Genomic DNA, 15,174 nt, shown 5'->3' with positions numbered 1-15,174 from the left:
TATTTATTACCAGCCGACGTTAAAAAGCAAGGGCAACAGACCCTAGTCGCTTGTGTTGTCTATGTCACTTGCCTTGTTGAGATTACTAGCTTTCAATATGGTTGCCATCGGCTGCTCGCCCAATAGACGAATATCGACCTGTTGATGGGGGATTTTGATGTCGTACTGGCGTAGACGAGTCAACAGCAGGTTATGCAGCTCGTGGGTCATGGGCATGCGATAACTCATATCTTCTACGTATACCCGGACTTCGTAAACCAGTGCCGAGTCAGTCAGCTCGACCAGAAATACTTCGGGTACCGGGGTGTCGAGAACCCGGCTGCATTCGTTAATGGCCTCGTACGTAATGCGCTGTACCAAGTCGGTATCTGCATCGAGGCGCACCCGCACCAAGAGTCGGATACGGGTAATGGCGTCGGACAATGACCAGTTAACGAACTGCTCGGTAATAAAGGCTTTGTTGGGGACGATAATTTCCCGCCGGTCCCAGTCTACTATGGTTGTAGCACGGGTTTTTATTTTAGAGATGGTGCCCGTCAGCTCGCGAATGGTGACGGTATCGCCAATGCGAATTGGTTTTTCAAACAAGATAATGAGACCAGATACAAAGTTGGCAAAAATTTCCTGTAAACCAAAGCCTAACCCCACCGACAGTGCCGCCACCAGCCACTGGGTTTTCGACCAATCGATACCCAGCATGGCAAAGGTGGTAAAGGCGCCAATGACCAGCACTATATATTTAGAGATGGTGGTAATGGCAAAGCCGGTGCCCGGTGATAAGTCCAGATGCTGTAATACGCTCAGCTCCATCAGGCCTGGCAGGTTGCGGGCGGTGATCCAGGTGAGCACGACGACGAACAGGGCAATCACCAGATCCTTGAGCGAAATAGGAAGCAGGGCGTCTTCACCGGCCAGCGAGCTGGATACCTGCCATACCTCTATGCTGTCGAGAAAGCTGAAGGCGGTATTAATTTCCGACCATAACAGCATCAGGCTAAGCAGATAACCGAGCATGAGCGCCGAGCGCAGTAGCCCCAACGACTGGGCACTAATGATATCCAGATCTACTTCGGCCACGGCAGCCGCTTCTGCTTCCGGACTAGCCGGGGTTTCGGTAGGGTCACCTTTTTCTTTGCGCTGGGCTAGAATTTCGGCCCGCTTGCTTTTGGCCCGATCAAAGGCCAACCGTCTACGTTGGATCAGCATCCAGCGGCGTACCAGGTAATAAAACATCAAGAAGCCCATGCCCACCAATACCGAGACTTCCAGCTGGCGCAATAGCGTGTGTGCCGTATACAGGTACCCCATCAAGGCGCCCACCAACGCCAGCAGCGGAGCTATGATCAGCACTCCCCATAAAAAATGGTTAACTATGGTTAAATGCTCTTGGCGGGGAGGGGAGACCAGCAGTGGCATGTCTTCTCGGAACATGCGCCAGGAAAACAGACTGGTTAGCAGGCAGACGATAATAAAGCTCAAGCGCCCCAAGGTGTCGTACAAGGAAAATTCCCGATAATCGCGAGCCAGATAAAGCACCAGCAAGGTGGGCAACAGCGTCAGCATCAGACTTTGAAATTGACGCCAAATGCGCCGCACTCTGTCATGGGGCAGATTAAAGTGCATTATCAGCAGGCCCTTGCTCATCATCAGGTTGCCGGCAAACAATAAAATGAACACCGGCAGCATCAATTGACTAAGGCCGTGAGCCAACGCCTGCACTACGGGCGGTGCCCAGGGGGAGTCGATGGCACTGCTGAGCAAGGACAACAATGCCGGTAGAGGCATAGCCGTTAACAGGCTGAGCAGCAGGGTATTAAAGGTGTAGTCGTATCTGTCTTGAGTCACGTTACCAATACGAGTGCTGATTTTCTCCAGATAGGCTAGCAGGCTGCGACGACTCATGAACCAGAGATAAATAACGAGCAGTGAGCTGAAACCATATAAGGTCAGGCTGGCAACACTTTGTTGCAGCAAGGTCTGTGGCAATGCGGTCCAGGTCGACAGGGTTAATAGCCAACCTGCTGTCTCCATCAAGGCGCCAGGAAACTGGCTGCCGATGGGCCTGAGATCCGGCAGCCAGAACAGGCGGTCGTCGGTCAGGTCGCGAATTTCGTGCAGCTGACTGTTCTGACGACTGTATGCGACCTTCAGGCGTGTTTGTTCATGGATCTGATTGTCGATGGCGCTGATCAGCCGTTCCAGCAGCCGCTGTTGGGTGGCCAGCAATTCGTCAATCTGCAGGCGCTGCATGTCCGTAATGCCTTGGGCTTTGTCGCTGAGTAATAGCTCGGTGCGATAGTTATTGTTTCTGAGGCTATCCAGTGACTCCTGATAACCGTATTTGTCGACTCGGCTTTGAACGATGCGCGCCTCAAGCTGTGGCAGGGAATAGGGTTGGGGGAGTTCACTGAGACGGTGACGCAGGTTTTCGCCAAAGCCGCGACTCACCTGTAACCACTCCAATTGTTCTTTAAGATTCACTTTCATGTCGGCGAGCTCAGAAGCGGCACGCTCTACGGTTTGGTACTCTAACTGTAGCGCTTCTACTTCTCGACTTTTTTCACTTAACGAGGCCGACAGGCGTTGGTTGATGGTTTGCTGCTCAACCAGCAGTTTCGAGTCGGTTTCCACTTCATCGAGCAAGCGGTCGCTTTCGGCAATCGCGGCTTCGGTGGTGGCGCGTCGCAACTCATTTTGCCGTTGCTGTAACGCTTCTATCACTATGTCTATGTTTTGCAGCTGACGATGTAAAATATCGAGCTTCAATCGATTGATGCTGTCTTTGTTGCTGGAAGACAGCTGCTCCAGCTCCAGAGCCTGGATACGGTGCTGCAGGTTTTGTTCGCGCGCGATGATCTGGGTGCGAACGGCTTTTTCCTGTCGCCCCCGGGTATCGCTGAACTGAAGTTTATCCAGAGATTGCTGGGTATCACGTAGCTGCTGGCGCAGATCGTCCAGTAAATCATGCAAGCCACTGTTACTTAATTCTTGCAGGTTAAGGGCGTTGGTCAGCTCTTCTCGCTGTCGCCTGAGCCCGAGACGCTGGGCCTGAGCCTCTACTAATGCTTGCTGGGCCGTTTCTTCATCCAGCTCGGCGATATAATCCAGGTTAGTCGGTTTGATATTGGCTTGCCGTTGCTCGAGTTTTTTCAACTCGGACGGATAGTCATCCATAAACGTCTTGAAGCCTGCTGCCTGTTCTTTATAGCGTTCGCCTTCACGCACCAGCTGTAATGCCTGCTTATAGTCTTCGCGTAGCCTTTTTAGCTCGGGTTGGTCGCCTTCGGGAACCTCGGCTAACAGCGCTTCAATATCGGCAACACTTTGATCCGCCAATAGCGGAGCGGGGAGTAATAAGGCGAGTAACAACAGGATGGGCGCAAACACGGCGGGCTCTCAACAAAAAGAAATATCAGACCGCGGCTGGTCACTCAGCCGCGGCAATCAGTGTTAGTGCTGATTTATACGACCAAACTCGGTTCCCATACGGGTAGGCGTGCCGGGCAGTAATTGTTCCGACAGTGTAACCTTGCTGGGGGCAAACAAACAAACCACAGTGCTACCCAGCTTGAAGCGTCCCATTTCTGCGCCTTTGGCCAAGCGAGGGGCGATGGCTGCATCATAATCCCAGCGCTGAATGCGCTTTCCTGCCGGGGGGGTGACAGTGCCTGACCACACGGTTTCTATGCTAGCGACAATAGTCGCGCCTACCAACACCATGGCCATGGGACCGGCCGCGGTATCAAACAAGCACACTACACGTTCGTTGCGGGCAAACAGCTCCGGCACGCGGGATGCGGTAAGCGGATTCACGGAAAATAATTCACCAGGCACATAAATCATAGTTTTTAGTATGCCGTCTATTGGCATATGAATGCGGTGGTAATCTTTGGGTGCCAGATAAATTGTAGCAAAGTCGCCGTCCATAAAAGGTTCGGCCAACGCCTTGTCGCCACCCAATAGGGTGCGGGCACTGTAATCGTGGCCTTTGGCTTGAATGATACGACCTTGCATAATGGGCGCGAGCTGACTAATGGCACCATCTACCGGCATGGCCAGCAAATGCTCATCTTCCACTACAGGGCGGGCATCGGCTTTAAGGGCGCGGGTAAAAAAATCGTTGAAGCTTTGGTAATGAGCGGGGTCTTCGTGCAACGCCTCACTCATGTTGACTTTGTATTGGCGAATAAAGCGCTTAATAAGCCACTGAGATAAGCGGCCGCCTTCTTTGGCGGCTAACCGACCCACCAAACGCGAGAACAGGTGTTTGGGCAGTAAATATTGCAGTAAAATTTTCAAATGATCTGTCATTAATATGCTTCCGAAAAGTAACCCTTAACTATCAACATGAGTTATATAGGAAGGGTTAGTATAATTTAGATTTTAAAGTCAAATAGTTAGAGCGAATTAGGGTGATGGCGAGTGGGCTTATCGGCCATGGCCGCCATAATGCGGTGATAGCTCTCCAGTCGCTCTGGATGAATTTTACCGTTTTCTTTTGCCTCCTGGATTAAACAGCCCGGGTCGGTGCCGTGTTTACAATCACGAAAGCGACAACCACCCAGATATTCTCTAAATTCACGAAAGCACCACGCCACGCGCTCGGGCGCTAAATGCCAGAGTGAAAACTCACGAATGCCCGGCGAGTCGACCAATGAACCGCCCGAGGGAAAGTGATACAGGCGCGCTGTGGTGGTAGTGTGCTGGCCCAGCCCTGAGTTATCAGAAACGGCACCGGTGACGGCGCCTACCTCTGGCATCACCGCATTCACGATTGACGACTTACCCACGCCCGATTGGCCGACGAAGATACTGGTATGATTATTGAACGCTTGCTTTAATTCCTCGAGCCCTTCGCCGGTATCGCAGCTCACATAGAGCACTTGATAACCAATGTCACAATAGCGTTGCAGCAGTTTTTCTGCGTGAGAGCGCTCTTGTTCGGTTAATAAATCGACTTTGTTTAATACGATCATGGGCGGCATATCTACATCTTCGGCGGCCACTAAATAGCGGTCAATCACATGACAGCTCAGCTCCGGCAACACGGAAGAGACCAGCACTATCTGGTCGATATTAGCGGCCACGGGTTTAACACCATCGTAAAAATCCGGTCGCGTCAGTACTGTGGTACGCGGATGCACCGCTTCGACTACGCCGCTGATGCCGTGGCTGGTGTCAAGGCCTGGTCGCCAAGCAACTTTATCGCCGGTGACTAAAGAACCTAAGGTACGTCTAAGGTTGCAGCGGTGAATTTGCTGTTCGCCGTCTTCAATATCGGCATGTTGACCAAAGCGGCTGATTACTAGCCCATCTTGTTGAGGGCCAAGCTGGCTGTCATCTATGGTATCGGCGACGTTACGTTTAAGACGGCGATTGTGATTATCAGTGACCCGCCGCGACTGGCCTTTGTTGAGCTTTTTTCTCTTGGTCATGATATTCCTAAATCGGTATTTATTAGTGGCTATGATACACTTTCCTGTTTCCACTTGTCCCTATTGCCATTGAGCTTTGCGAGATAATATGAGCCAAAATGCCGAAAACTTGGTTTGGATCGATCTGGAAATGACCGGTCTTGAGCCGGATGAACATAAGATCATCGAAATCGCCAGCATCATTACCGATAAAGAGTTGAATATCTTGGCCGAAGGGCCGGTACTCGCGATTCATCAAAGCGAGGCCGAACTGGCAAAAATGGATGACTGGAATGTGCGTACCCATACCGGCTCTGGTTTGGTGGCTCGCATCAAAGAAAGTCAGGTATGCGAAGGGGAAGCCATTGCCCAAACATTAGCGTTTTTGCGCCAATGGGTGCCCGAGCAGACTTCACCGTTATGTGGTAACACTATTGGCCAAGACCGCCGCTTTTTAGTGCGCCATATGCCAGAGCTGGAAGCCTTCTTCCATTATCGCAGCATAGATGTAAGCACCATTAAAGAGCTGGTGCGTCGCTGGCAGCCTGAGTTGTTAGAGCAATTTACTAAAAAAGGTAGCCATCAAGCGTTAGACGATATTCGCGAGTCAATTGCCGAGTTACAGTTCTATCGCAAGACCGTCTTTAAAATATAAATTCAATTTTTAAGCTCATCATTTAAGCAAAATTGGCATATTTGTCGAGGAAATAACCAAACAGTAGGCTAAGGCAAAAAAGGTCTTGCATTCAATTATTCTCCTCGTATAATTCGCCACCCGTAGCCACTGGTAATTAATCAGCCCGTCGCTGGCTACGGAAGTTGAAAATAAAAGTGTGGAAGTAGCTCAGCTGGTAGAACTACCTTGCTGAAGTCGAAGAGGGTCAGAGCGCCCCACGCACAGAGTTTACAGAAAGTTTAGCGGGAATAGCTCAGCTGGTAGAGCACAACCTTGCCAAGGTTGGGGTCGCGAGTTCGAATCTCGTTTCCCGCTCCAAATTAAACGGTAGCGTTGCCAGAACGATATCGTGAAGTGTAAAAGGTTTAAGTAAGTTTAGCGGGAATAGCTCAGCTGGTAGAGCACAACCTTGCCAAGGTTGGGGTCGCGAGTTCGAATCTCGTTTCCCGCTCCAAATTAAGAACATGGGTTTACCAGACCGGTGTTTTGAAAGTTAAAATAAGTAGTTAAAGTTTTATTGCGGGAATAGCTCAGCGGGTAGAATACCACCTTGCTGAAGTTGAAGAGGGTCGCCGCGACCCCTCGCACAGAGTTTACAGAAAGTTTAGCGGGAATAGCTCAGCTGGTAGAATACTACCTTGCTGAAGTTGAAGAGGGTCGCCGCGACCCCACGCACAGAGTTTAAAGAAAGTTTAGCGGGAATAGCTCAGCTGGTAGAGCACAACCTTGCCAAGGTTGGGGTCGCGAGTTCGAATCTCGTTTCCCGCTCCAAATTAAGAACATGGGTTTACCAGACCGGTGTTTTGAAAGTTAAAATAAGTAGTTAAAGTTTTATTGCGGGAATAGCTCAGCTGGTAGAGCACAACCTTGCCAAGGTTGGGGTCGCGAGTTCGAATCTCGTTTCCCGCTCCAAATTAAGAACATGGGTTTACCAGACCGGTGTTTTGAAAGTTAAAGTAAGTAGTAAAAGTTTTATTGCGGGAATAGCTCAGCTGGTAGAGCACAACCTTGCCAAGGTTGGGGTCGCGAGTTCGAATCTCGTTTCCCGCTCCAAATAACAAAAAAGCCGACCTTATGGTCGGCTTTTTTGTGTCTATTTTTCGTATATATGCGTCAACCTGTGTTCTGGGTGATTGCTGCTTCTATGCATTCTTTAAGGTGTGGAAGTATTTTCCAATGCCGCCTGAGCGGTGTCGGCGTAGCCGTCGGGATGGTCAGGGTGTGATTTCGCATAGTCTAGCCATGCTAATCCCACACGGCTGATCCTATTTGCCGCATCCACATCAATGGCGACATCCTCTTGATATAGGGAAAAGTCGATCAACGCTTCGGTATCGTTGAGTGCCAGCCTAAGTTGTTCGGCATCGTTGATCAGGTGGCCGTAATGCGCCATATAGTTATATAACACCGTATAAAGCGTACGACGCTCTAAGTGGAAAGACATATCTATGCTCCTTCTTTCTCAAGTGCTGCACTTAAGTAATTAGTTCAAGCGTGAAGGGAAAGCAACGCCACCTGCAGAGCAGGAATGCTGAGTTTTTAATTTTTAATGCTGAATGAAGTAAAAACATAGACTGTGTAGGGCGGAGTTTATTCGACCAAGAACTGCAGCACCGGCTAAAAGAGGTCGAATGAATTCGACCCTTGGTTTTTATTGTTGGTGTTTGTTGAGCTGATCGTTTATGGCTTACCGCTACCCCCGAAAAGGCTTACTCTTCACGCCTTATTCTTCGTGTTCAAAACGGGCGTGGGTAGGCATACCCTTATCTACGGCGCGGATCAAACGTTCGGTCTTACGACCTACTTTAGCTAGCCCAATTTTTTGCTGCTCCAATGCCCAATCAATATGCTCCAGCACCATGACATCCATATCTGCTTGCTCACGCTTTTGCTCCAGTGCCAAGATAATGCTGGGGCTAACCGGTGCATTGCCGAGTGCCACTGCCAAGTTACGCAACCAGCGGCGATGACCAATGCGGCGAATAGGGCTGCCCTCGGTTTGCTTCAAAAAGTAAGTCTCGCTCCAATCGAATAAAGCGAGTAGCTCGGGGGCATGTAGATTGTCGCGAGCTATAAAGTCCGGCTCTTGGCTGGCATTGGCAAACTTATTCCAAGGGCAAATCAGCTGGCAGTCGTCGCAACCGTAAATGCGATTACCCATTAACGGGCGTAGCTCGGTGGGAATAGGGCCATCTTGCTCTATGGTGAGATAAGAAATACAACGCCGTGCATCCACCACATAAGGCTCAACAATAGCGCCGGTCGGGCAAGCGGTAATACAAGCCACGCATTTGCCACAGCCTTCTTCTGCTACAGGCTGATCTATGGGGAGCGGTAGGTTGACCAGTAATTCACCAATAAAGAAAAACGAGCCTTGTTGGTGATTAATCAACAGCGAATGCTTACCCACCCAGCCTAATCCGGCCTTGGCCGCTAGTGGGCGCTCTAATACGGGGGCTGAGTCGACGAAGGGGCGTGCGACTAATTCTTGGGCGTGCAGCTCTATGCGATCCGAGAGCTTCTTTAAGCGCTGGCGCATTAGCTTATGATAATCTCGGCCTAAGGCGTAGCGGCTGATATACCCTAACTCTGGATTGCTAAGTACACTTGCGATGGCTGCCTGTTCTGGCAGATAATTCATGCGCACCGAAATCACCCGCAAGGTGCCTGGCAGCAGCTCGTGAGGGCGGGCGCGCATCATGCCATGGCGCGCCATATAGTCCATGTCACCGTGATATCCTTTGCTTAGCCAATCGGCCAATAATGGCTCATGATCAGTTAAGTCGGTATCGGTTATACCCACTTGGCTAAAGCCTAGCTCTGCTGCCCAGAGCTTGATATCGTGCGCTAAGGTCTCAAAGTTGGGAACGGTCATGGATATTATCAGTCTGGAAAAGTCTCATAGTCTAACACAATCGGTGTGGACCTCAGAACAGATCCGCATCGGCGAGCGGCTCGCCGCCGCCAATGCTGGTATTACCTTGTTCGAGTTAATGACGCGTGCCGGCCAAGCAGTATTTGAACAAGCCCGTCGCACTTGGCCTGATGCCCACTGTTGGTGGATATTTACCGGTGGCGGTAATAATGCCGGTGATGGCTATATAGTGGCGCGGTTGGCACAAGAGGCCGGTATTCAGGTGCAGCTGATACAAGTGGGGGACGGCCAGCGCTTAACTGGTGATGCAGCCACGGCGCGTGATTATTATCAGGCGCAGGGTGGTGTTATTGAACAGCTGAATAGCGCGCAAGGGACGCCAGACTTGATCATCGATGCCTTGTTAGGAACCGGCTTAACCGGTCCGCTAACCGGCGAGATGGCGGCACATATTCGCCACATTAACCAAAGCGCAGTTCCGGTATTGGCTATCGATGTACCGTCAGGCTTGTGTGCCGACACCGGCCAGATCTTAACGGAGGCGGTAATCGCCAGCCAGACCCTGTGTGTGATTGGGCTGAAGCTCGGATTACTGACTGGACGCGGTCCCGATGTGGTTGGCACCGTGCAGCTGGCCGACTTAGACGTACAGCCGTTATTAAATAAAGAGTTGCAGCAAATGCCGGTGGCAAGCTTGATGCATTGGCATGAGTTGCGAAGCGCTTTACCTGCTCGGCGTCGTGGAGCCCATAAAGGGGAAGCCGGACGGTTATTAATTGCCGGTGGTAACCAAGGCATGAGCGGCGCTATTCGTTTGGCAGGTGAGGGGGCATTGCGCAGTGCTACCGGACTAGTGCGTTTAGTGAGTCATAACAGTCATGCACATTGGTTGAATATGATGCGGCCCGAGTTAATGACCGCCAGCTTCCCTGACTTTAGTGACTGGGCGTGGGCGGATACATTGATATTGGGCCCAGGATTGGGGCGAGATGATTGGGCTCACGCGTTATTTTCGGCGGCCCTTGAAAGTGGCAAGCCGATGGTGATTGATGCAGACGCGTTATGGTGGCTGGCCAAGCGGCGCGCATCATTGTCTGAGCCACAACCTTGGGTGCTCACGCCTCATCCGGGCGAGGCGGCGACACTGCTGCATTGCACGGTGGCGGAAATTGAAGCCAATCGGCTGGCGGCGGTGCAAGCCATTCAACAACAATATGGCGCTGTGGTGGTATTAAAGGGCGCGGGTAGCCTAATCGCAGATGAGCACAATGTCAGATTATGTCATTATGGCAACCGAGGCATGGCATCGGGTGGGATGGGTGATTTGTTATCTGGTATAATCGGCGCTTTCATGGCTCAAGGATTAGCTCCTTTCCATGCTGCTTCATTGGCGGTTTGCTTACATAGTTTAGCCGGTGATATGGCCGCCGCCCAAGGAATGCGAGGCATGCTGGCCTCGGATTTATTGTCTCCACTTAGAAGCCTAATCAATCAAGATGATGACTATGACAACACACACCCTAAATTTGACTCTGGCCGATGAACCGCAAACGCTGGCGCTGGGGAGCAAACTAGCTCAGTATTTTAGTGCTGCCACCATTATTTTTCTGCATGGAGATCTGGGTGCAGGCAAAACCACGCTCAGCCGAGGCGTTATTCAAGGGCTTGGGCATCAAGGTAAAGTGAAAAGCCCAACTTATACTCTGGTTGAACCTTACCAAGTGGGCGGTTGGCAGGTGTATCACTTTGATTTATACCGTTTGGCCGATCCAGAAGAGCTGGAGTATATGGGTATTCGTGATTATTTTACTCCAGACAGTCTCTGCTTGGTTGAATGGCCAGAGCGAGGCCATGGCCTGCTGCCAGCACCTGATATGGAAATCACACTGCAATATGAGGGCGTGCAGCGAGTGGCGCTAATTGAAGCAAAAACCTCAGTTGGGGTGGCACTATTGGAGAAACTAATCACGTGAAGGCGATACTGGTATTCATCTGTTTTTGGTTCAGCGTATCGGCCTGGGCAAATCAGTTAGAAAGCATTCGAGTTTGGCCATCGCCAGACAACACCCGCATTGTGCTTGATATGAGCTCGGCACCTGCATACGAATATTTCATGCTCACTAACCCCCATCGTTTGGTGGTGGATTTAAGGCAAACTCAAAGTCGAGTGAAGTTTTCCACCATTAACAATAACAGTAAGTTGATCACTACCGTGCGTAACAGCACGCCGCCCGTTGCCAGTAGCTATCGTTTGGTATTTGAGCTTAAAAATAGCGTAAAACCGGTGGTGTTTCCCTTATCGCCGGCGGGGGATTATGGTCATCGGTTAGTGGTGGACTTGCCCTACAGTGACTCAAGTCGTGCGCCGCAACAGATAGCGCGCAAACCGGCTCCCATGGGACAAAAAGAAGTGGTGATTGCTATTGATGCGGGTCACGGCGGCGAAGACCCTGGGGCGGTGGGCCCGAAAAAAAATCATGAAAAACACATAACGCTGGCTATTTCTCGACGCCTAGCCGATCTCATTAATAAAGAGCCGGGCATGCGCGCAGTGATGACCCGTACCGGGGATTATTACGTCAACCTGAACCGCCGCTCAGAAATTGCTCGTAAGGGCAGAGCCGACTTATTATTGTCAATTCATGCCGATAGCGTGGCCAACAGTGGGCCCCGTGGTGCCTCGGTGTGGGTGTTATCGTCTAACCGAGCTAACCGAGAAATGGCGGGCTGGCTAGAGAAACAAGAGCGTCAGTCTGAGTTACTGGGTGGGGTGGGCGAAGTAATTTCTCAAACTGACGGTAATCCGTATCTCACTCGCACCTTTCTCGACTTATCGATGGATAAGTCGCGTGCCGACAGTTATGCCATTAGCGAGCATATTTTGTCAGCCATGGGCAAGGTCGTACGCTTACATAAAAGTAAGCCAGAACATGCCAGTTTGGCGGTACTGAAGTCGCCAGATATTCCTTCATTGCTTATTGAAGCCGGCTTTATTTCTAACCCCCAAGAAGAGCAGTTACTGTTAACGGCTACCCATCAGCAAAAAGTGGCACAAGCGGTGTTTAATGGTGTTAAATCATTTTATCGACAGAACCCGCCCAGTGGCACCATGATGGCAAGTCAGGCCACGGGTAAGCCACAAAAGCATACGGTGCGCACTGGTGAAAGTTTATCACTGATCGCGACGCGTTATGGGGTGAGTGTCACTCGCCTAAAAGGGCATAACCGCTTGCAAAGCGATGTGGTGCGTATCGGTCAGGTGTTGGATATTCCAGGGAGCTGATATGGCAATTCAGATCTTGCCGGCCCGCTTGGCAAACCAAATTGCGGCCGGCGAAGTAGTAGAAAGGCCGGCCTCGGTGGTAAAAGAGCTAATAGAAAACAGCCTAGATGCAGGGGCGACCCGCATCGATGTCGATATCGAAAAAGGCGGCGCTAAACTTATCCGCATTCGTGATAATGGCAGCGGTATTGGTAAAGATGAGCTTGCGCTGGCGTTATCGCGCCATGCCACTTCTAAGGTCAGCACGCTGGAAGATCTTGAGCGCATTATGAGCTTGGGCTTTCGTGGCGAAGCCTTGGCCTCTATTAGCTCGGTGGCTCGTCTGACGCTAACCGCTAAAACCGCTGAGCAAAGTGAAGCATGGCAAGCCATGGCACAAGGGCGAGACATGGAAGTGAAGTTAATGCCCGCTTCGCATCCGCAAGGCACCACTCTTGAAGTGAGTGACCTGTTTTTTAATACGCCCGCGCGGCGCAAATTTATGCGCACCGAAAAAACCGAATTTGGTCACATTGATGAAGTGGTGCGCCGCATTGCGCTCAGCCGCTTCGATGTCGACCTGACGCTGCGCCATAACGGCAAGCAGATACGCCAATACCGCGCCGCTCGCCTACCGTCTCAGCAAGATAAGCGCGTCGCGGCTGTTAGTGGTCCCGCGTTTATTAATACGGCACTTAAGCTCGACTGCGAACACCACGGATTTCGACTGTGGGGCTGGCTGGCGCCACCCAGTGCGGCTCGGACTCAGGCCGACATACAATACACCTATGTTAATGGCCGCATGATGCGCGACAAGCTGCTTAATCATGCGGTGCGCCAAGCCTATGGTGCGCGGCTGCCTACCGACAGCCACGGCGCCTTCGTGCTGTATTTAGAACTGGATGCGACCGAGGTGGATGTTAACGTGCACCCTGCTAAGCACGAAGTACGGTTTCATCAGTCACGTCTAGTGCATGACTTTATTTATCAGGTACTGGTGCAAGCCCTAGAGCAGGCGCCGTTAGTGTTATCTGAGACTGCGCCTTTTGCCACTCACGATGCTGAGGATGGTACGGAGGGCGATAATCATACTCAGAGCCATGGCGAGGGCGATGACGGTAATGAGGCTGAGATCAACTGGAATGAAGCAGCTGCGCCTGCTCGCGCGCCAAGTGAAGGCGTCAGGTATCAGGCTCCGCGCCACGGTTATGGTGGTTCAGCCCGAGAAAGTGCACCCAGCAACATTAGCCGTGGCGAGTGGCAGGGCATAGATGGCTTGTTGACGACCTTGGCGGCAGAGCCTAGTACTGCGTCACCGGCCACTGATTTTGCATCACGGCTTGATAGCCAGGCACCGCTTGCAGGCGAGCCACCGACGTTATCATTACATTCTGAAAGCGGGCAGCCCTTACAGCTAGTTAAAGAACAAGCGTTGGTGTTGTGGTATCAAGAGCAACTGTGGTTATGCTGTCTTAATCGTGCCAGTGCTTATGCGGATGGTTTGGCCTTACTTGCGGTTTGGCAGCAAGGCCTTACGCCGCAACCGTTGCTATTACCTATTCGACTCAGTCTAGCGCCAACGCAACAACAAGCGCTGGTCGAACATCAGGCACAGCTGCAAAAACTGGGGTTGGAGTTGAAAAGTGCCCCCAACGACACCATTATTCTGACACGGGTACCACAACCGCTGCGTCATGCGGATTTGGCGCGTTTGTTTCCCGAGCTATTAACGCGGTTAGACGAAGGCATAGCGCCGGCAACGTTATGCCAGTGGTTAAGTGCCCAAGGCAATACGCACCGCAAATCGTGGTCTATGAAAGACGCGGTGGCGTTATGGCAACGGCTGGAGCCACAGCTAGCGGCGCAACCATGGTCACAAGAACCAGAGCAACAATCAGTACCACAAGCAGATGAGTTGCCCTTTTTGCAACCGTTAGCCCTAGAGCAACAATTAGATAGGTGGATAAATGGGGACTAAACCCCTGGCAATATTTTTAATGGGCCCAACGGCATCCGGTAAAACCAGCCTCGCCATGGAGCTGTGCCAAGCTTTGCCCTGCGAGCTAATCAGCGTTGACTCGGCATTGGTTTATAAAGGCATGAATATCGGCACGGCCAAGCCTACGGCAGCAGAGCAAGCGTTGGCTCCCCATCGGCTGATTGATTTGCTTGATCCCACAGACGCCTATTCTGCCGCCGACTTTAGACGTGATGCGTTAGCGGCTATGGCCGAAATAACGGCTGCTGGGCGCATTCCCTTGCTGGTAGGCGGTACCATGCTGTATTTTAAAGCATTATTAGAAGGGTTGTCGCCGCTGCCCAGTGCCGATGCTGGCGTTAGGGCGCAAATTGAGCAACAAGCACAGCAGCTCGGTTGGGACGCATTGCACCAGCAATTGGCTGGGATTGATCCTATTGCGGCGGCCAGAATTCACCCTAATGATCCGCAGCGAGTATCGCGCGCATTAGAGGTTTTTCGTATTTCGGGTAAAACGTTAACAGAATTAACGCAGCGTAAGGGTGATCCCTTGCCTTACAAAGTGTTACAGTTTGCTATTGCGCCTTTAGAGCGAGCCGAATTGCACAAGCGTATTGGCGAACGTTTTCGTCTGATGCTGGCGCAGGGGTTTGAACAGGAGGTTCGAGCCTTGTATGAACGCGGCGATTTACATCCAGACTTGCCATCCATTCGCTGTGTTGGCTATCGCCAAATGTGGGATTACCTGAGCGATGATATCGGCTATGCTGAAATGATAGAGCGGGGCACTGCCGCCACTCGACAATTAGCCAAGCGACAGTTGACCTGGCTAAGAGGATGGCCAGATGTACAATGGTTAGATACTCATAATAAAACGGCAAGTTTGGATGTGATTGCACAAGTTAGACGCGCTCATAATGAAATATAATAATAACAATTTCCATAATGATAAAAAATAAGGATAACAAC

11 protein-coding genes and 5 tRNA genes are annotated in these 15,174 nt (G+C 51.3%); 11 read left to right on the top strand and 5 right to left on the bottom strand.

Annotated elements, in window-relative coordinates:
• Positions 1-42: 42 nt before the first annotated feature.
• The 3 genes from mscM to rsgA form a co-directional block, all read right to left on the bottom strand.
• Positions 43-3,387, bottom strand: coding sequence for a miniconductance mechanosensitive channel MscM (mscM, locus tag ACFQ1C_RS11820; RefSeq protein ID WP_379558818.1), 3,345 nt, complete (start codon positions 3,385-3,387; stop codon positions 43-45).
• A gap of 63 nt (positions 3,388-3,450) precedes the next feature.
• Positions 3,451-4,311: an archaetidylserine decarboxylase gene (gene asd / locus ACFQ1C_RS11815; RefSeq protein WP_379558817.1), complete on the bottom strand. Its 861-nt coding sequence runs from the start codon at positions 4,309-4,311 to the stop codon at positions 3,451-3,453.
• 86 nt (positions 4,312-4,397) lie between these two features.
• Positions 4,398-5,435: a small ribosomal subunit biogenesis GTPase RsgA gene (gene rsgA, locus ACFQ1C_RS11810; RefSeq protein WP_379558816.1), complete on the bottom strand. Its 1,038-nt coding sequence runs from the start codon at positions 5,433-5,435 to the stop codon at positions 4,398-4,400.
• Between the two features lie 88 nt (positions 5,436-5,523).
• On the opposite strand from rsgA, the gene orn reads away from it, so the two are divergent.
• The 6 genes from orn to ACFQ1C_RS11780 all read left to right on the top strand — a co-directional run bounded on the left by orn (position 5,524) and on the right by ACFQ1C_RS11780 (position 7,143).
• Positions 5,524-6,069, top strand: coding sequence for an oligoribonuclease (gene orn, locus ACFQ1C_RS11805; protein WP_379558815.1), 546 nt, complete (start codon positions 5,524-5,526; stop codon positions 6,067-6,069).
• A 263-nt stretch (positions 6,070-6,332) separates the two neighbouring features.
• Positions 6,333-6,408: transfer RNA gene (locus tag ACFQ1C_RS11800), tRNA-Gly, on the top strand.
• Between the two features lie 60 nt (positions 6,409-6,468).
• Positions 6,469-6,544 (top strand) — tRNA-Gly (locus tag ACFQ1C_RS11795).
• Positions 6,545-6,785: 241 nt separating this feature from the next.
• A tRNA-Gly gene (locus tag ACFQ1C_RS11790) sits at positions 6,786-6,861 on the top strand.
• Between the two features lie 65 nt (positions 6,862-6,926).
• Positions 6,927-7,002 (top strand) — tRNA-Gly (locus ACFQ1C_RS11785).
• 65 nt (positions 7,003-7,067) lie between these two features.
• A tRNA-Gly gene (locus tag ACFQ1C_RS11780) sits at positions 7,068-7,143 on the top strand.
• 100 nt (positions 7,144-7,243) lie between these two features.
• On the opposite strand, the gene ACFQ1C_RS11775 is transcribed toward ACFQ1C_RS11780, so the two are convergent.
• Positions 7,244-7,534, bottom strand: a complete 291-nt coding sequence (locus ACFQ1C_RS11775) for a hypothetical protein (RefSeq protein WP_379558814.1) — start codon at positions 7,532-7,534, stop codon at positions 7,244-7,246.
• Between the two features lie 279 nt (positions 7,535-7,813).
• On the bottom strand, positions 7,814-8,965 hold the full coding sequence (gene queG / locus ACFQ1C_RS11770; RefSeq protein ID WP_379558813.1) for a tRNA epoxyqueuosine(34) reductase QueG: 1,152 nt from the start codon (positions 8,963-8,965) through the stop codon (positions 7,814-7,816).
• Here queG and ACFQ1C_RS11765 point away from each other — a divergent pair.
• Genes ACFQ1C_RS11765 through miaA form a run of 5 tightly spaced genes read left to right on the top strand, consistent with a single transcriptional unit; the run spans position 8,964 to position 15,133 of the window.
• A complete protein-coding gene (locus tag ACFQ1C_RS11765) occupies positions 8,964-10,508 on the top strand; it encodes an NAD(P)H-hydrate dehydratase (protein WP_379558812.1) in 1,545 nt (514 codons plus the stop codon). The two genes, queG and ACFQ1C_RS11765, sit on opposite strands and share 2 nt — an antisense overlap.
• Entirely contained in the window at positions 10,471-10,938 is a 468-nt protein-coding gene (tsaE, locus tag ACFQ1C_RS11760; RefSeq protein WP_379558811.1) for a tRNA (adenosine(37)-N6)-threonylcarbamoyltransferase complex ATPase subunit type 1 TsaE, read from the top strand. The genes ACFQ1C_RS11765 and tsaE overlap by 38 nt, the downstream gene beginning before the upstream one ends.
• Positions 10,935-12,248, top strand: a complete 1,314-nt coding sequence (locus ACFQ1C_RS11755; protein ID WP_379558810.1) for an N-acetylmuramoyl-L-alanine amidase — start codon at positions 10,935-10,937, stop codon at positions 12,246-12,248. The genes tsaE and ACFQ1C_RS11755 overlap by 4 nt, the downstream gene beginning before the upstream one ends.
• Position 12,249: 1 nt before the next feature.
• On the top strand, positions 12,250-14,205 hold the full coding sequence (gene mutL / locus ACFQ1C_RS11750) for a DNA mismatch repair endonuclease MutL (RefSeq protein ID WP_379558809.1): 1,956 nt from the start codon (positions 12,250-12,252) through the stop codon (positions 14,203-14,205).
• A complete protein-coding gene (gene miaA / locus ACFQ1C_RS11745) occupies positions 14,195-15,133 on the top strand; it encodes a tRNA (adenosine(37)-N6)-dimethylallyltransferase MiaA (RefSeq protein ID WP_379558808.1) in 939 nt (312 codons plus the stop codon). Before mutL ends, miaA begins: the two co-directional genes overlap by 11 nt.
• Positions 15,134-15,174: the final 41 nt, after the last annotated feature.

The organism is Oceanisphaera ostreae, assembly GCF_042676125.1.
Taxonomy (GTDB): Bacteria; Pseudomonadota; Gammaproteobacteria; order Enterobacterales; family Aeromonadaceae; genus Oceanimonas; species Oceanimonas ostreae.
Note: the sequence above shows the minus strand (reverse complement) of the source record. Positions and strands in the feature narration are given on the sequence as shown.